The 17,033-nt window shown below is 63.4% G+C and carries 12 protein-coding genes and 1 pseudogene; 9 read left to right on the top strand and 4 right to left on the bottom strand.

What is annotated here, in order from left to right; translation table 11 throughout:
* The first annotated feature begins 242 nt into the window (after positions 1–242).
* From ACN9MO_RS16025 to ACN9MO_RS16045, 5 genes and pseudogenes are all read left to right on the top strand, one after another.
* Positions 243–500 carry a glycine zipper domain-containing protein gene (locus tag ACN9MO_RS16025; protein WP_058321762.1) on the top strand — a complete coding sequence of 86 codons (258 nt, stop codon included), beginning with the start codon at positions 243–245 and terminating at the stop codon, positions 498–500.
* Positions 501–718: 218 nt separating this feature from the next.
* On the top strand, positions 719–1,948 hold the full coding sequence (locus tag ACN9MO_RS16030) for an MFS transporter (protein WP_425985581.1): 1,230 nt from the start codon (positions 719–721) through the stop codon (positions 1,946–1,948).
* Positions 1,949–2,217: 269 nt separating this feature from the next.
* Positions 2,218–4,131 (top strand): autotransporter assembly complex protein TamA, encoded by a 1,914-nt coding sequence (locus ACN9MO_RS16035; protein ID WP_113133424.1) that lies wholly within the window; start codon positions 2,218–2,220, stop codon positions 4,129–4,131.
* Between the two features lie 1,468 nt (positions 4,132–5,599).
* A pseudogene (locus ACN9MO_RS16040) lies at positions 5,600–8,413 on the top strand (translocation/assembly module TamB domain-containing protein); the annotation flags it as partial.
* A 160-nt stretch (positions 8,414–8,573) separates the two neighbouring features.
* On the top strand, positions 8,574–9,365 hold the full coding sequence (locus ACN9MO_RS16045) for an APH(3') family aminoglycoside O-phosphotransferase (protein ID WP_425985584.1): 792 nt from the start codon (positions 8,574–8,576) through the stop codon (positions 9,363–9,365).
* Positions 9,366–9,431: 66 nt separating this feature from the next.
* Here the strand turns inward: ACN9MO_RS16045 and ACN9MO_RS16050 are convergent, their stop codons facing one another.
* Together ACN9MO_RS16050 and ACN9MO_RS16055 are read right to left on the bottom strand one after the other, a co-directional pair.
* Positions 9,432–9,914, bottom strand: a complete 483-nt coding sequence (locus ACN9MO_RS16050; RefSeq protein WP_057255053.1) for a VOC family protein — start codon at positions 9,912–9,914, stop codon at positions 9,432–9,434.
* 111 nt (positions 9,915–10,025) lie between these two features.
* On the bottom strand, positions 10,026–10,460 hold the full coding sequence (locus tag ACN9MO_RS16055) for an Lrp/AsnC family transcriptional regulator (RefSeq protein WP_043614769.1): 435 nt from the start codon (positions 10,458–10,460) through the stop codon (positions 10,026–10,028).
* A 154-nt stretch (positions 10,461–10,614) separates the two neighbouring features.
* Between ACN9MO_RS16055 and rocF the strand changes: the two genes are divergently transcribed.
* The 4 genes from rocF (at position 10,615) to ACN9MO_RS16075 (ending at position 15,803) form a co-directional block, all read left to right on the top strand.
* Positions 10,615–11,538 (top strand): arginase, encoded by a 924-nt coding sequence (gene rocF / locus ACN9MO_RS16060; protein ID WP_058321760.1) that lies wholly within the window; start codon positions 10,615–10,617, stop codon positions 11,536–11,538.
* A 22-nt stretch (positions 11,539–11,560) separates the two neighbouring features.
* Positions 11,561–12,766: an ornithine--oxo-acid transaminase gene (gene rocD / locus ACN9MO_RS16065; RefSeq protein WP_112997084.1), complete on the top strand. Its 1,206-nt coding sequence runs from the start codon at positions 11,561–11,563 to the stop codon at positions 12,764–12,766.
* Positions 12,767–13,105: 339 nt separating this feature from the next.
* Positions 13,106–13,585 (top strand): chemotaxis protein CheW, encoded by a 480-nt coding sequence (locus ACN9MO_RS16070; protein WP_057255050.1) that lies wholly within the window; start codon positions 13,106–13,108, stop codon positions 13,583–13,585.
* A gap of 433 nt (positions 13,586–14,018) precedes the next feature.
* On the top strand, positions 14,019–15,803 hold the full coding sequence (locus ACN9MO_RS16075; protein WP_113133418.1) for a methyl-accepting chemotaxis protein: 1,785 nt from the start codon (positions 14,019–14,021) through the stop codon (positions 15,801–15,803).
* A gap of 150 nt (positions 15,804–15,953) precedes the next feature.
* On the opposite strand, the gene ACN9MO_RS16080 is transcribed toward ACN9MO_RS16075, so the two are convergent.
* Together ACN9MO_RS16080 and fdhD are read right to left on the bottom strand one after the other, a co-directional pair.
* Positions 15,954–16,187 (bottom strand): formate dehydrogenase subunit delta, encoded by a 234-nt coding sequence (locus ACN9MO_RS16080; protein ID WP_057255048.1) that lies wholly within the window; start codon positions 16,185–16,187, stop codon positions 15,954–15,956.
* Positions 16,177–17,016 (bottom strand): formate dehydrogenase accessory sulfurtransferase FdhD, encoded by an 840-nt coding sequence (gene fdhD / locus ACN9MO_RS16085; RefSeq protein ID WP_113133417.1) that lies wholly within the window; start codon positions 17,014–17,016, stop codon positions 16,177–16,179. The genes ACN9MO_RS16080 and fdhD overlap by 11 nt, the downstream gene beginning before the upstream one ends.
* Positions 17,017–17,033: the final 17 nt, after the last annotated feature.

A 17,033-nucleotide genomic window follows, 5' to 3' on the forward strand; every position in this document is an offset into this window, starting at 1 on the left:
CGGACGACAATATTTTTCCACGCGGGTTGTATCTCGCGGAACTGAGCCTTCATGTCCCGTTCAGGAACGATATCATTATCTTGCGCGCCGGAAGAAGCCGCAGGTCCCCGTAGACTTTCAATAGGGACCGCGTATTTTCCGAACTGCAAGTTCAGGTGGAGCGGGATGTTCCCGGCTTCGCCATCATCCACGGGACGGACTGAGCGCTAGGCTTAAGATCCGTAGAGATCGGAGAGAACAACATGAAGAAAGCCATCGCACTTGTGCTGGTCGCCCTATCGGTCGCAAGCTGCACCCAGACGGAAAAAGGCGCCGGCATCGGTGCCGTTTCCGGCGCGATCATCGGCGGCGCTGTCACCGGCGACGTCCGTGGCGCAGCGGTCGGCGCGGCCATCGGCGGCGTTTCCGGCGCAGTCATCGGCAACGTCACCGAGCAGCCGGGCCAGTGCTACTACCGCGACCGCTATGGCCGCCGCTACATCGACTCTTGCCCGCGCTAAGGCGTAGCGAAGACGGTCATCCTTCGGCGTAGCGCAAGCTCTCCGTAGGATCCAATTACCCCCCTCATGGCGCAAAGCCTGAGGGGGTTTTTCGTTCCGGACGCGCCGGCGAAGCTAGGCATACCCCCAAGAAATGATCCGACGCGCGCAAACCGGGTGGTTATCGGCCGCGCAAATCCGTCTGCTGTCCTCGAAGTATCATCCATCGAGGCCGTCACATGTCGAAATCACCAGGCAATCCACTGCCGCCAGCCTTCAAGCGGATCGGCTGGTCCAATCTTTTTGCGCAATTCTCGGAGCAGATGGCGCTGGCTGCCGCTCCGCTCGCCGCGGTGCTGCTGCTCGCCGCCGGTCCGGCGGAAACCGGATGGCTGCAGATGGCCCAGACACTTCCGTTTCTCCTGCTCGCCATTCCGGCCGGGTTCGTCGCCGATCGCGCCTCGCGACTGAGGCTGATGGTCTCCTCGGAAATGCTGCGCGCGCTGTCGCTGGTCGCCACGCTGCTCCTGATGGTCAGCGGCCTTTTGACCCTGCCGCTTCTGGCTGCGATGGGGTTCGTCGGTGCCATCGGCACCGTTTGTTACAATGTCGCTGCCCCTGCCCTTATTCCGGTGATCGTTCCCCGCGCCCAACTGGCCGATGCCAACCGCTGGCTGGAACTCGCCCGCAGCCTTGCCTATTCGGGCGGGCCGGCGATCGGCGGCGCGATCGTCGCATGGACGGGCGCATCCCTGGCCTATGTCGCTGCCACATGCCTTTCTCTTCTCTCCGTCGTCCTGCTTGCCGGCCTTGGCGAGCATCACCAACCCGCCGCGGCAAAACGCAAACTTCTGCAGGATCTGACCGAAGGCGCACGGTTCCTTGCCGGCCACACGCTGCTCAGGCCGATCCTCGTCACGGCGATAGTCTTCAACACCGCCTGGTTCGTGCTGCAGGCGGTCTATGTCGCTTATGCCATTCAAACCCTCGGCATGACGGCGACAGGCGTCGGCATCACGCTCGGCATCTATGGCGCCGGCATGATGATCGGCGCATTCGCCGCGCCCGCCATTGCGCGCCGTGTCCCCTTCGGCGTGATGATTGCGCTTGGTCCGCTCGGCGGGTTGGCGGCGGCCGCCGTGATGCTCTCGACGATCTGGATGCCATCCGGCGTTCTTGCCGGCTTGAGCTTCTTCCTCTTTGGCGCAGGGCCTGTGCTCTGGTCGATCGCCACCCTCACCTTGCGCCAGGCCGTCACGCCGAATGCGATGCTGGGTCGGGTTTCCGCCTTCATCACCACAGCCACGTTCGGCGCGCGGCCGATCGGCGCAGCGCTGGGTGCCGTCGTCGCCACGCGTTTCGGCGTCGAGGCATGCCTGGCCGTTGCCGCGACGGGTTTCCTGGTCCAGTTTCTCGTTATCATAGCCTCTCGCGTGCCGCAGTTGCGGGCACTGCCGGAAGCCGCATAGGCCCGACGATCCGCGGACAAAACCAGCCAAACACCCAGCAAAATGCCGGCGCGCCTGGCTGGCAACCGTCCGTCCGGAGCCTATGGTTGTGCTGCGCCGACAACATTTCGGAGCTTTTTCCCGGAAAACGGCACCGAAAATCGGTATCAGGGGTGGATGCAGCCGGCTGTCATCGTTAACAGATGGAAAACCTTAGGCATGCAATAGTGACCCGGCCGCATAAGCAGGCAGTTTGTATTGGGTCGCCTGAAGACGGGATGCGGAAGCGAATGTCCCCACCACGGTCGAGTATTGCGTACTGGAAGGCCGCAACTGCGCTTGCAGTCGCCTTCTCGTTTGCGCTCGGCCCGATTTCCGCCAAAAACGCCCATGCCTTCAAGCTCTTCGGCATGAAGTTCTTCGAGAGCGACGAAGAGGAAGCGCCGGTCATCGACCCGGTCAACTATACGCTTACCTTCGACGCCGGCACCGAAGAAAAGGAACTGAAGGAAGCGCTGGAAAACAGCTCGCAGCTCGTCCAGGGTCAGGAAAAGCCCGTGTCCGGCGATCTCGGTCTTGCCATCCGCGCGCGCGACGATCGCGACCGGCTGCTCGCCGCCCTCTACGAAAAGGCCCGCTACGGCGGCACCGTGGCAATTCGCGTCAACGGCCAGGACATCGACAGCCTGCCGCCGGATCCCGCCTTCCCCGACGGGCAGGCGATCCCGGTAACGGTCACCGTCACGCCCGGCCCCGCCTTTACGGTCGGTTCCGTCAGGTTCGAAGGTGATGCGGCCGGCTTCAATCCTGATAACTATAGCCTGCCTGCCGGCGCACGCGCCGATTCGACCCTGATCATCAAGGCTGGCGAAAAGGTCGTGAACGACCTGCGCGAGCAGGGCCGGCCACTCGCCAAGCTCACCGAACGCAGCGCCGTCGCCAACCACGCCAATTCCACCGTCGACGTCGTCATCGGCGCAAGCGGCGGGCCGGTCGCGCCTGTCGGCGATGTCAGCGTATCGGGAACCAAGACCGTCGATCCCGGTTTCGTGCGCGACTATTCGCGCCTCAACGAAGGGCGCCCCTATTCGCCCGAGGATATCCGCAAGGCATCCGAGCGCCTGCGCCAGCTCGGCGTGTTCTCAAGCGTGACGATCAAGGAAGCCAACACGCTGTCGCCTGACGGATCGATCCCAATGAAGATCGAGGTCTCGGAAGGCAAGCATAAATATTTCGGCTTCGGTGCGCAGGTTTCGACCACCGATGGTCTGGGTGTCTCGGGTTATTGGGGACACCGTAATCTCTTCGGGCGGGCGGAATCGCTGCGCATAGAAGGCTCGGTCGACCGCATCGGCGAGACGAAGGAACTGGACAAGCTCGACTATTCGGTCGGCATCCTCTTCGCCAAGCCCGGCGCCTTCGGCCCCGCCTCGACCTTTACCGCCAGCCTCAAGGCCAACATCCAGGATCCGGACGCCTACCGCGCCAAGATCCTGACGGGTGCTGCCGGCGCCACATTCGAACTCTCGCCGACCGACACCGTGTCCGGTGGCGGCGAGCTGAGCTGGGCCAACATCGACGACGCCTTCGGCTCGAACTCCTACCTGACTGCCGCCATTCCGCTCGAATATGTGCGCGACACTCGCGACGACAAGCTGAACGCGACCGACGGCTACCGGGCGATGATCAACGCCAAGCCGAGCTACGAGATCAAAGGCCAGACCTTCTTCTCGTCCTTCGAAGCGTCGGCATCGGGCTACCATGCGCTCGGCGACGAGAAGCGTTTCGTTCTCGCCGGCAAGATCGGCGCCGGCGTGCTCGTCGGCGGCAGCGGGCTTGAGGATATCCCGGCGAACCGTCGCTTCTATCTTGGCGGTGGCGGTTCCGTGCGCGGCTACTCCTACCAGGAGATCGGCCCGCGCAACGCCGACAACGAGGAGACCGGCGGGCGTTCCTATGTCAACGCCTCGCTTGAAGCCCGCATCGCGATCACCGACACGATCGGCGTGGTGCCGTTTATCGATGCCGGCACGGTGTCGGCGAAAACGACGCCCGATTTCTCCGACATTCGCGCCGGCGCCGGCATCGGCCTGCGTTATGCCACGCCCTTCGGCCCCATCCGTCTCGACTTCGCCGTGCCGCTCAACAAATATCCCGGTGGCACCAAGTACGGCATCTATGCCGGTATCGGCCAATCGTTCTGAGTAGGGCCGATTCTCCAGCAAGAACCGGCAAATTGCCGTCATTGCGCGATAGTTTCGCCCTGCGGCGATTCCGCTGCAGCGCAACTTGCGCTAAGGGTAGAGCATGAATCAGGTCGTCCGCTTCCTTCGCGCGACGCTGCGCTATGGCCTTCGTGTGCTTGGCGTGATTGCGGTCGTTGCCCTCCTTCTCGTCGCCTTCGTGGGCTTCACGACTCCAGGCGCCCGCCTCGTCGCCTGGGCAATCGAGAAATATGCGGCAACGCCTGACCAGATCGTGCGGATCGCTGATCCGAGTGCGCTGCTGACAGGTGAGTTTGCGGCAGGAAGCATCACGCTTTTCGACGGCCAAGGCGTCTATGCGGAGGTCCGCGACCTCAAGCTCAACTGGTCGCCGGCGGCCCTCCTCTCCTTCCGCTTCGACGCCGCGGCGTTGTCCGCCGGCTCGGTGCGTGTCGAACGCCTGCCGATCCCCTCGACCGAGACCAAGGAAGTGCGCGCGACCTTCGCGCTTCCCGTCGACGTCAAGATCGACGCGATCGATCTCAAGGAGATCGTCATCGGCAAGGCAATCGCCGGCGAAGATCAGTTCCTGACCGCCAGCGGCAAGATCAATGCGACCAACGAGAGCATTGCCCTCAGCCTGACCGCCGCCCAGCGTGACCGGCCGGAAGCGCGCGCCGTCGCCGATATCGTCTTCAACCCGGCGGGCAACGAGCTGAAGCTGGAGGCAACCGTCGATGAGCCCAACAACGGCGTGCTCGCAAAACTCCTTCGCCTGCCCAACGAGCCCGCGGTCAACATCAAGCTGACCGGCGAAGGTCCTCTTTCCGACTGGGCCGGCACTGCCACGGCCGCGCTCGACGGCAGCGAGATCCTCAAGCTCGACGGTCGCCACGTCCAGACACCCGACGGCATGCATCGGCTCACCGTCACTGGCGGCGGCGGCTTCGGTTCGCTGATGCCGCCGGCACTGCGTGCGATGTTCGAGGGCGAGACCAGCATCGACGTCGCAGCCGCGTTCAACGGCCAGGGCATGGTGCGCGTCGACAAGGGGCAGATCGCGACCGGCGCGCTGACCTTTGGCGCCTTCGGCACCTTCGACAGCAAGGGCGACAACAATCTGCAGGCCCGGCTTGCCGGCACCAACGGCGCGATCGACTTCCGCTGGCCGCTGCAGAAGGGCGAGGCCCAGGCAAAGATCAACGCCGTCAACCTGTCGCTGATCGGCGACGCGCAGGCCGCAATCCTCGATCTCGCCGCCGACGTCGCCTCCGTGACGCTGCCGGACGCGGCACTTGGCGCCGTCAAGCTGTCGGCGCGCAGCGACGGCTTCAACCTCGCTACACAATCAGGCCCGCTAAAAACGGTGATCGAAGTCGGTGAGGCAGGCTTCGTCGACGCCAACGTCACCCGGCTGGTCCAGGCGCCAATGAAGATCGACGCCAGCCTGTCGGTGACGAAGGAGAACATCGTCTTCGATCCGGTGACGATCGAAAGCCCCGGCATTGGCGGTTCGGTCACCGGTGCCGTCTCACGTGAGGAAAACACAGTTGCCGCCGCGTTCAAGCTCTTTACCGTTCCGGAGGCTCTGCCGCCGGCTGCGGCAGCGAAGTTCGACGGGACCATCGCGCTTGCCGGCGAAGTGAAGACGGCGACCGACGGCAGCGTGACCGTCGAGGGCCTCGAGCTCAAATCGAGCACGATCGAGGCGGCCGGCACGATAGCCTTGGCCCAGGGACAACTGACCACCGATCTCAAGGGAAAGCTGCCCAATCTCGGCAAGCTTCTGGCTGACGCCAAGGGCGAGGCTGAGTTTACCGCAGCCGTGACCGGCCCGCTCGCCGAACTCGGCATCAAGGCCGAACTGACCTCGAGCGGCGCCACGCTCGCCGGACGCACCCTCAGCGACCTCACGATCAAGGCCGACGCGAAGGCCAACCCCTCGAGCCCGCAGGCGAGCCTGACCGCAACCGGTGCGCTCGACGGCCAGGCGATCGACGTCAAGGCCGACGTCGTCTCCAAGGACGGACGCACCGCGATCCCCGTGCTCGAAGCCAGGATCGGTGAAAACAAGCTGACCGGTGCGATCAGTTTCACCCCGGACTTCAAACCGGACGGCAAGATCGATTTCAACCTGCCCGATCTCGGCCTGCTTGCCGCCATGGCCGGGCAGAAAGCCTCTGGCGATCTCAACGGGTCGGCCGCAATCAAGACCGCAAACGGCATCACCTCCGTCGTCGTCAAGGCCGGCGGCAGCGGCATCAAGCGTGATGCCCTGACGATCGCCAAGCCGACTGCCGATATCACGATCTCCGATGTCGCGGCCCTCGCCATCAAGGGCAGCGTGCGCGCCGAAACCATCGCTCAAGGCGCCAACCGCGTTGCCGGCCTCGCCGTCGATTTCCAGCAGCAGGCGGGACGCACCGGCTTTTCGATCGACGGCAAATATGATGGTGGCCCGCTCACGGCTAAGGGCGATCTCACGAGTGCGAAGGGACGCACGGAAATTCGCCTCGCCTCCTTCGGCGCGACGCCAAAGGGCATCCCGCTGAAGCTCGCGCAGCCGACGGTCATCGCCATCGAAAACGGCACCGTCCGCCTCAACGCGCTGACGATCCAGGCATCGAAGGGCACCATCGCGGTCAACGGAACGGCCGGCGAAAAACTCGACATCACCGCCAAGCTCAATGCGCTGCCCGCAGCGCTGGCCAACGCTTTTGTCCCGGACCTCGGCGCCGAGGGCACGATCGCCGGCACCGTCGACGTCGCTGGCGCAACGTCCGCACCTGTCGTCGCCTACAACCTCAAATGGTCTGGCGCGTCGCTGGCCGCCGCACGCACGGCCGGGGTCGCCGCCTTCGACATCGCCGCCATCGGCAAGTTCGCCAACAACAAGGTAACGCTCGACACGACGCTTTCGGGCGCCAGCGGCCTTTCCTTCAAGGGCGGCGGCAATGTCGATATCGGCGGCAACATGCCGATCGCAATGAAGTTCAACGGCAACCTACCCTTTGCCCTCATTGCCAACCTGATGGCGGAAAAAGGCTTCACGCTCACGGGCCAGGCCGGCATCAACCTCGCGATTTCCGGCTCCGCCAAGGCGCCGCAGATCGCCGGCACCGTCAGGACATCCGGCGGGCGGCTCGTCGACGTGCGCCGCAACCTGGCACTGAACGATCTGACCGCCAATGTCGCGCTCGACGGAAAGCAGGCGACGATCTCCAAGCTCTCGGCCAATCTCGCGACCGGCGGCTCGATCGAGGCGACCGGCACCGTCGGCACGGTCCCCGGCTCCGGCTTCCCGGCCAATCTGACGATCCGCCTGAACAATGCCACCTATGTCGACGGCACGCTGTTCAACGCCAATCTCAATGGCGAAATGACGCTGACCGGTCCGCTGGTCGCGACCCCGACGCTCGGCGGCAAGGTTACGATCCGCAAGGCATCGATCACCATTCCCGAGAAGCTGCCCACCTCGCTCTCGGCAATCGACATCAAGCACAAGAATGCGCCGCCCAAGGTGCAGAAAATGGTCAAGGACCTGCGCAAGGACGAGGTGCCGGCAGCCGGCGCCAATGCCAGCGGCGGCATCGCCTTCGATCTGGCAGTTGCCGCCAACCAGGTCTTCGTGCGCGGCCGCGGCATCGACGCCGAACTCGGTGGCAACCTGACGATCCGGGGCACGGCCGTGCAGCCGATCGTTTCCGGCGGCTTCGAAATGCGCCGCGGGCGCCTCGAAATCCTCGGCAAGCGCCTGACCTTCACCGACGGCAATATCGGCTTCGGTGGCGACCTGATCCCGACGCTTGACCTCAAGGCGACCTCCAGCGTCGGCTCGACGACCATCACAGTCTCGGTTGCGGGCCTCGCTAACAATCCGCAGATCGCCTTCTCGTCATCGCCGGCGCTGCCGCAGGACGAGATCCTGGCACAGCTGATCTTCAACCGGTCGCTGTCGAACCTCTCGGCCTTCCAGATCGCCCAGCTCGCCTCCGCCGTCAGCCAGCTTGCCGGCGGAGGCTCGACGTCGCTGCTTGATGGCCTGCGCAACAAGCTCGGCGTCGACGACCTCGACGTCACCACCGACGAGCACGGCGGCGCTTCGGTGCGCGCCGGCAAGTATCTCAACGACCGGACCTATATCGAGCTGCAGCAGGGCTCTGATTCCGCCTCCAGCAAGGCGGTCATCAATCTCGATGTCGGCAAGGGCGTGAAACTCAAGGGCTCGGCCGCCGGCGACGGCTCGGCCTCGGGCGGTATCTTCTTCGAAAAGGAATATTGAGGGGCGGTTTGTCTGGCGTCGCGCTCCTCGACGACATTTTGATCAGATCAAGATATGGCCTGCGGACCGAATACGATTCGCAGCCGCGCGAATGCGTACCTACATCGGCATCAGCCGCCGTCACGGCCGATTTGCTGCATTCATTTTTCAGGTGATTGTATTGTCTTCCCGAAAACCGCATCTCGAATTGCCCGAGAATCTCCTGCCACTCGTTGCAGGCTATGACTGGAATCATGACACGCTCGGACAGTCGGACTCGAGCATCTTTCTACTGAAGGCGCCGGATCGCGCGATGCTGGTGCTGAAAGTCGAGGCTGCCGGCCCCTTCAGCGAATTCGTTGACGAGGCGGAGCGGCTTGATTGGCTGGCGTCTCAGGGCATGCCCTGTCCGCGGGTGATCGCCCGCGCCTTCGACGCGGAAACGAACTGGCTGCTGCTGCAGGCTGTCGAGGGCACGGACCTCGCCTCCACGACGCTGTCGCCAAAGGACCGGATCGTCATCTTGGCGGACGCCCTGAAACGCTTGCATGGGCTGGACGTCGCCGACTGCCCCTTCGATCACCGGATCGAAAAGCGCATCGCCATCGCGGGAGCGCGCACCGAAGCCGGCCTTATCGATGAAGACGATTTCGACGAAACGCGACTCGGCCGCACGGCGGCAGATCTTTTTGCAGAACTCCGAGCCCGCGTACCTTCGATCGGCAAGCTCGTCATTACCCACGGCGACGCCTGCCTGCCGAACATCATTGAGAGGTATGGCCGGTTCTCCGGTTTCATCGATTGCAGCCGGCTGGGCGTCGCCGATCCCTATCAGGACATTGCACTTGCCTGTCACAGCATCGCCCACAATCTCGGCGAGGAATGGGTGCAGCCGTTTCTGGCGCGCTATGGCATCGACAGGGACGATCCGGAGAAACGCGACCTCTACTGCCTGCTCGACGAGTTCTTCTGATTGCCACGCGGCGGGCAACATATCCCGCCAAAGTGCACGGCCATACAAGGAGAGGCCCGCAACGCCTCAGGCGGCGTTGCGGGCCTCGATGTTCAGATCGACGATTTCGGCATCCTCAATGGCGTTGAACAGCGCCCAGATATGGCCGAAAGGATCGATAAAGGCACCGACGCGGTCACCGGTCGACAAAGTCTCGGCCGGATTGCGCAGGCTTGCCCCCGCGCCGATCGCCCGGCCGATCACACGATCGACATCGCGAACATGCAGTTCCAGGATCACCGCCGTCGTGCCCAGCGCATGCGGAGAGCGCGGTCCTCCAAGCTTGGGCTCCGCATCGCGGCGCGGGTTGGCCCCGGCAATCCGGAAGACCGATTCCCCGATCCTCAGATCCGCACTCGTCAGAATGCCGCTCGGCCATTCGTGCCGCTGCAGGAGCTCGGCGCCGAGCGCCTCGCGATAAAAGGCGATGGCGCGATCCTCGTCGCCATGCCTGACAAACAGCTTCACACAGATCTGCCGATCGGCAAGCCTGCCGCCATTGGCAACCATGACATCCTCCATCTTGGGTGAGGCGCACATCATAGCGAAACATGAGAACAAAGCAAGAACAATTCGACTCCGAGTCGCGATTTCCTCACCGCTTTGGGCGGCGAAAGATGATCAGAATGCACCGGTCATCTTGCTGGTTTTCAACAGGATATTCGTCTCGGTGACGGTGATCCCGTCGATCAGGCGGATGCGCCGCAGCGTCTCGTCGAAGGAGACGAGATCGCGATCCTGCAGCTCGGCGATGAAGTCCCAGCGGCCATTGGTGCTGTGCAGCGCCCGGACCTGCGGCAGGCCGCGCAACTGTTCGGCAACGCGGTCGGCCATCTTTCCATGCACCTCGATCATCACCACGGCGCGGACCCCGGAAGCCGGGATTTCCGCGCCGGTTCGGATGGTAAAGGCGGCGATCGTGCCATTAGCGACGAGCCTGTCGATGCGGGCAGCAACGGTCGCGCGCGATACGCCTGTCATTTCCGATAGCGTTGAAACGGGGATGCGCGCATTCTGGCGCAAGGCGCTGATGAGTGCCTGATCGAGATCATCCATTGCTATCACTTTGTAACATGGTGCTTATCAATCTGTCGATTTTATCTCACTAATCGGCAGTTTTCCATCTTTTTGCTGACATGCATTTTGGCCATAATCCGCGCGATCCCAACCGGGTACACACGGAATTATCTTGAGAAGGAATCGGGCGGATATGACGACCATCACGCTGATCGGCGCACCCATCGAAGAAGGTTCTGGACGGCGCGGCGCAGCCATGGGGCCGACGGCCCTGCGCATAGCCGGCATCGACACGGTGCTGCGCGACCTCGGCCACACGGTTCACGACGAAGGCGACGTCAAGCCGCTGCCGGCCCGCGACCTCGCCAACCACCCGGGCGCCAACAATCTGCAGATCGTCGCAGCCTTTGCCCGCGCGCTGCACGATTCCGTGCACGACACGGTTCGCAAGGGCCACTTCCCGATCATCCTCGGCGGTGACCACGCGCTCTCCATGGGCAGCGTCTCCGGCATGGCGCGTTACGCCGCCGAAGTCGGCCGGCCGCTCTTCGTGCTCTGGCTCGACGCCCACGCCGACTTCAATTCGCCGTCAACCTCCCCCTCCGGCAACATGCACGGCATGCCGGTCGCGTATTTCTGTGGCGAAGCGGAATTCGCTCCGATTCTGCCGGCCGACCGGCCGTTCGTCGATCCGAAGAAGGTCTTCCAGGTCGGCATCCGCTCCGTCGACGATCGCGAGCGCGAAGAGATCACCGAGCACGGCGTACGCGTCTATGACATGCGCGCCGTCGACGAACTCGGCATGGCCCACATCATGCGCCAGATCCTCAATGAGGTTCGCGCCGCCAACGGCCTGCTGCATGTCAGCCTCGACGTCGATTTCATGGATCCGGAACTCGCCCCCGGCGTCGGCACCACCGTTCCCGGCGGCGCGACCTTCCGCGAGGCGCACCTGATCATGGAAATGCTCTGGGAAAGCGAACTCGTTTCCTCGCTCGACGTCGTCGAGCTCAACCCCTTCCTCGATGACCGCGGCAAGAGCGCGCGTATCCTGGTCGAATTGACGGCGAGCCTCTTCGGCCGCCGCGTGCTCGACCGGCCGACCCGCAGTGCCTGAGATAACAAACGGAGGACAATGTATGAATACGACGGCAGCCCTGATCGAAACCGAATACCGGCTTGGCGCGCATAACTACAAACCGCTCGACGTGGTGCTCTCGCGCGGCGAAGGCGTCTATGTCTGGGACATGGAGGGCAATCGCTACCTCGATTGCCTCTCGGCCTATTCGGCCGTCAACCAGGGCCACTGCCATCCGAAGATCCTGAAGGCGATGATGGTGCAGGCGCAGAAGCTGACGCTCACCTCCCGCGCCTTCCGCAACGACCAGCTCGCGCATTTCTATGAAGAGATCGCAGCCCTCACCGGCTCGCACAAGGTGCTGCCGATGAACTCCGGCGCCGAAGCCGTCGAAACCGCCGTCAAGGCGGTGCGTAAGTGGGGTTACGAGGTCAAGGGCGTGGCCGAAAACCAGGCCGAGATCATCGTCTGCTCCAACAACTTCCATGGCCGCACCATGGGCATCGTCGGCTTCTCCACCGACCCGGATGCCCGCACCGGCTTCGGCCCGTTCGCGCCCGGCTTCAAGGTCGTGCCCTTCGGCGACATCGAGGCTTTCCGCGCTGCGATCAACGAGAACACCGTCGCCTTCCTCGTCGAGCCGATCCAGGGCGAAGCGGGCGTTATCGTTCCGCCGGTTGGCTATTTCACGACCGTTCGCGAGCTCTGCACCAAGCATGGCATCACGCTGATCCTCGACGAAATCCAGACCGGCCTTGGCCGCACCGGCAAGCTGCTCGCCGAAGAGCACGAAGCCATCGAAGCCGACGTGACGCTGATCGGCAAGGCGCTCTCTGGCGGCTTCTACCCGGTCTCCGCCGTGCTTTCGAACTCCGAAGTATTGGGTGTTCTGAAGCCGGGCCAGCACGGTTCGACCTTCGGCGGCAACCCGCTCGCCTGTGCCATCGCCCGGGCGGCGCTGAAGGCGCTGACGGAAGAAGGCATGATCGAGAACTCAGCCCGCATGGGCGAGCGCTTCCAGAAGGGCCTCACCGACATCCGCTCCAACATCATCAAGGAAGTTCGCGGTCGCGGCCTGATGCTGGCGGTCGAGCTGGTGCCGGAAGCCGGTGGCGCCCGCAAGTACTGCGAAGCACTGAAGCAGCTGGGTATCCTTGCTAAGGACACCCATGGCGACACGATCCGCATTGCGCCGCCGCTAGTGATCAACGCTGAACAGGTCGACTGGGCCGTGGAACAGTTCGCAAAGGTTCTCGCCTCCGCCTGACCCCAAGATCCGATCCGCCCCGAGCCAGGCTCAGGGCGGATCTTCCTTGAAGCGACGCAATTCCGGACGGAAAACCGTTTCACACTTTTCCTGGAACTGCTCTAAGCACTTGCAAAAGCAAGTCTTAACGAATCCCGGCCTATAGTCCCTTCCCAAAGCGCAAAGCGGTTCTTCCGCGCATGATGCAGCTGCGCCCCGCCGGATGTGATCGGCGGACTGTAAGGATCTCTCCCCAACGGACCATCGCCGCGCTCCCATGCGCCGGCAGCCATGCGGAGATATCTCGAGTTTGGCGGTGTCGCGCCATGGGCGTCGACCGGAAAGCTGGAAGGACCTTCGATGACAAGCACACTCAGGACGGCCGGGTTTGACGGCGAGACGCTGGAGATCATTGCGTTCCGCCTCCACGATCAGGAATTCTGCGTCAAGACGACGACGATCCGCGAAATCCGCGGCTGGGCGCCCTCCACCCCCATTCCCCATTCGCCGCCGGAAGTGATCGGTGTCATGAACCTGCGCGGCACAGTGATCCCGATCATCGATCTTGCCCACAAGCTCGGCATGAAATCGACGACGGCCAACGAACGCAGCGCCATCGTCGTCGCCGAAGTGCACAACATGGTGATCGGCCTCGTCGTCGATCGCGTCTCCGACATCCTCACCGTTCAGGGCAGCCAGGTGCAGCCGGTGCCGGAAGTGACAGCGTCCTTCGACAAGAGCTTTGCCGAAGGCATCATCGCCAACGAGAACGGCATGATCTGCTTCCTCAACCTGGCGCGAATGTTCAAGGAACGTGAAGTCGAAGAACTGGCCGCCTGAGGTAACCCTGAGGTAGCAGACGAACGACATGAAGGCCGCCCTACGTGCCGTGGGGCGGCCTTTCTTATTGGCGGCAGACCCAGATTGCACGGCAGTAGATTAGAAAAGCAGGATCAACTAATTCAACTAAAATTGGATATACGAGTTTTTACAACTGAAATTTGATAGTTGCTATTTTAACACCGGCTTAATAGTCCTGTTACTAACCTAGATTGTAGAAACACGGCGCCTTGGGCATGAAGCCCGGTAGTTCGAACTCCCCTCACGAAGCACGAAGCCGCTGACCCGGTGGGCCGGCGTAGGACGACCAGACAATTTTCGGCAGGCCGGTATTTGTCTTAGTCCGGGAGTTGCGCCGCTTTGGCCCCGCAAACCCTGTCAAAGAAGGCACGAAGCCCCGGCTTGAGCCAACAAACGAGATCAGAGGGTTACAATGTTCGCTCTCGGTAAAATTGCAGATGCGCGCCAGATCGTCGCCGCGCTTTCGAAGTCGCAGGCCATCATTCAGTTCGACCTGACCGGCAAGATCCTGACCGCCAATGAGAACTTCTGCCAGGCGCTCGGCTACGGCCTTTCGGAAATCGTCGGCCAGCACCATCGCATGTTCTGCCCGGCCGACTACACCCAGACGCAGGAATACCGCGACTTCTGGGCCCGCCTCGGGCGCGGCGAGTTCGACGCCAATGCCTACAAGCGCATCGCCAAGGGCGGCCGCGAAATCTGGATCCAGGCGACCTACAATCCTGTGTTCCGCGGCGGCAAGCCGTACAAGGTGGTGAAGTTCGCAACCGACATCACCGCCGCCAAGGCGCGGGCAACCGAGGATGCCGGCAAGCTCGACGCGATCTCCCGTTCGCAGGCGGTCATCGAGTTCACACCGACAGGCGAAATCCTGACGGCCAACGAGAATTTCTGCGCCGCACTCGGCTACAGCCTCTCGGAAATCCAGGGCAAGCATCACAGCATGTTCTGCGAACCGAATTACGCCCGCACCGCCGAATATGCCGACTTCTGGAAACGTCTCGCCGCCGGCGAATTCTTCTCCAACGAGTTCGTGCGCTACGGCAAGGGGGGCAAGGAGATCTGGATCCAGGCGGCCTACAACCCGATCCGCGACTTCAGCGGCAAGGTCTACAAGGTCGTCAAGTTCGCGACCGACGTCAGCGAGCGCATGAGCGCGATCAACAGCCTCGGCGCCGGCCTGAGGGCGCTCGCCGAGGGCGACCTGACCCGCAACCTCGACACGCCCTTCGTGCCCAGCATGGAAACGGTGCGGACCGACTTCAACGGGGCGACCGCCAAGCTGCGCGAGGCGATGCGCACCGTCGGCGACAATGCCAGCGCGATTGCCTCCGGCGCCCGGGAAATCCGCTCAGCGGCCGACGACCTGTCGAAGCGCACGGAACAGCAGGCGGCCTCCGTCGAGGAAACCGCAGCCGCGCTCGACGAGATCACCACGACGGTTGCCGACTCCAGCCGCCGGGCCGAAGAGGCGGGCGGACTGGTGGCCAAGACCAAGGCCGGCGCCGAACGCTCCGGCAATGTGGTCAAGAGCGCCATCGGCGCGATGGGCCAGATCGAACAGTCGTCACGCGAAATCTCCAACATCATCGGCGTCATCGACGACATCGCCTTCCAGACGAACCTCCTGGCGCTCAACGCCGGCGTCGAGGCGGCACGCGCCGGTGAAGCCGGCAAGGGCTTCGCCGTCGTCGCCCAGGAAGTGCGCGAACTGGCGCAACGCTCCGCAAGCGCGGCCAAGGATATCAAGGCGCTGATCGGCACCTCCACCGAACATGTCAAGAACGGCGTGTCGCTGGTCGGCCAGACGGGTGCGGCGCTCGAAGAGATCCTGACCCAGGTCCAGGAGATCAATGCCAACGTCTCGGCGATCGTCGAGGCCGCCCGCGAACAGTCGACCGGCCTCAAGGAGATCAACCAGGCGGTCAACTCGATGGACCAGGCGACCCAGCAAAATGCAGCGATGGTCGAGGAAAGCACGGCCGCAAGCCACGCCATGGCCCGCGAGGCAGACGCCCTGCACGAACTGCTCCGACAGTTCCGCTACGGCGAGCAAGCCCAGATCATCGACGCGAACCGCCACTTTGACGACCGCGCGCAACCGACCCGGCTCCACGCAACCGCCCGCGCCATGCGCAGCGGCCAACGAACAAGCCTTGCTGCGGCACCGGCCGCGGATGGCTGGCAGAATTTCTGAGCGCACATCCCTGCACCCCGCGCTCGGGAATGGGGAAGGCGGCTACCGGTAGCCGCCTTCCCTTAAATCTTTTCAGACGCAGCAATTGCTTGGAAAACGCCCTGTCCGCGGAGAGCGGAGAACCTGCGGTCGATGATGAGCGCAGGCTAGCTAGGCGGCTTCCGGACGCTTGATCTTCGCCGCCGCTTCCAGCACCAGCGGCGTCAGCCCCTCGCCGCCATTGTCGATATGCTCGAACAATTTCCGCCGCATGCGTGGCTCCCAATATTTGTTGATATGGGTGGCAACGCCCTGGGCCGCCTCGTTCTGCGGCTGGCTCTTGAAGAAGGTGGCGATCTGGTTCGCCATGTAGATCAGCTTGGCGTTGGTGTTGTCATGCGACATCGGCGACAGCTCCGGACTTGATGCGTTCGGCATGGGTGAATATCTCGAATTCGTCGCCGCGCACCAGCGCAATCAGCGTCATGCCCGCAGCCTCGGCCGTGCGGATGGCCAGCGCCGTCGGCGCCGAAATGGCGATGATCACGGGGCTGCCGACGACAGCCGTCTTCTGCACCATCTCGACGGAAACGCGGCTGGTGACGACGACGACACCCTCGCTTCCCCTAAAGCCGGCACGCGCCGCAGCACCCACCAGCTTGTCGAGCGCATTGTGGCGGCCGACATCCTCTCGGACCGCGATCAGGCCGCGTCCAGGCACATAAAAGGCAGCACCGTGCACGGCGCGCGTCTCGAAATGCAGCGGCTGCTGGCCGTTGAGCAGTGCCACGGCGGAGACGACATCCTCCTGCGACAGCGTCAGCTTCGACCCGGAAACATCCGGCGTCGGCCGCACCGCCTGCTCGATCGATTCGATGCCGCAGAGCCCACACCCGACCGGACCCGCCATGTGCCGGCGACGCTGGCGGAGCATGTCGTTCTCTTCGTCCTCAAGCACAATCTGCAGGTCGATGCCGAGATTGCCGGCCACCGTCTCGGCGACGATCTCGACCGTTTCGATCTGGCCGGGATCCGTGATGATGCCTTCGGTCAGGCTGAAGCCGACGGCGAAGTCTTCAAGGTCGCCGGGCGTCGCCATCATCACCGCGTGGGTCGAGCCGCCATAGCTGAAGGCAACCGGCGTCTCCTCCGGCACGGCGCGTGAACCGTCCCGAAGCGCGCCCTTGCGGCGGGCAGCCTCGGGAACGGTTGTCGATGTCCTAAACGTCGCCATGGTCGGTCGCGGCGCAA

Source organism: Ensifer sp. R-19 (genome assembly GCF_049905105.1).
GTDB lineage: Bacteria > Pseudomonadota > Alphaproteobacteria > Rhizobiales > Rhizobiaceae > Ensifer.

Excerpts from the sequence above, each read along its gene's own strand:
- rocD (WP_112997084.1), top strand. The coding sequence starts at position 11,561 with ATGAATACGACGGCAGCCCTGATCGAAACCGAATACCGGCTTGGCGCG.
- ACN9MO_RS16075 (WP_113133418.1), top strand. The coding sequence starts at position 14,019 with ATGTTCGCTCTCGGTAAAATTGCAGATGCGCGCCAGATCGTCGCCGCG.
- rocF (WP_058321760.1), top strand. The coding sequence starts at position 10,615 with ATGACGACCATCACGCTGATCGGCGCACCCATCGAAGAAGGTTCTGGA.
- ACN9MO_RS16035 (WP_113133424.1), top strand. The coding sequence starts at position 2,218 with ATGTCCCCACCACGGTCGAGTATTGCGTACTGGAAGGCCGCAACTGCG.
- ACN9MO_RS16050 (WP_057255053.1), bottom strand. The coding sequence starts at position 9,914 with ATGGTTGCCAATGGCGGCAGGCTTGCCGATCGGCAGATCTGTGTGAAG.
- ACN9MO_RS16055 (WP_043614769.1), bottom strand. The coding sequence starts at position 10,460 with ATGGATGATCTCGATCAGGCACTCATCAGCGCCTTGCGCCAGAATGCG.
- ACN9MO_RS16025 (WP_058321762.1), top strand. The coding sequence starts at position 243 with ATGAAGAAAGCCATCGCACTTGTGCTGGTCGCCCTATCGGTCGCAAGC.
- ACN9MO_RS16030 (WP_425985581.1), top strand. The coding sequence starts at position 719 with ATGTCGAAATCACCAGGCAATCCACTGCCGCCAGCCTTCAAGCGGATC.
- ACN9MO_RS16070 (WP_057255050.1), top strand. The coding sequence starts at position 13,106 with ATGACAAGCACACTCAGGACGGCCGGGTTTGACGGCGAGACGCTGGAG.
- fdhD (WP_113133417.1), bottom strand. The coding sequence starts at position 17,016 with ATGGCGACGTTTAGGACATCGACAACCGTTCCCGAGGCTGCCCGCCGC.
- ACN9MO_RS16080 (WP_057255048.1), bottom strand. The coding sequence starts at position 16,187 with ATGTCGCATGACAACACCAACGCCAAGCTGATCTACATGGCGAACCAG.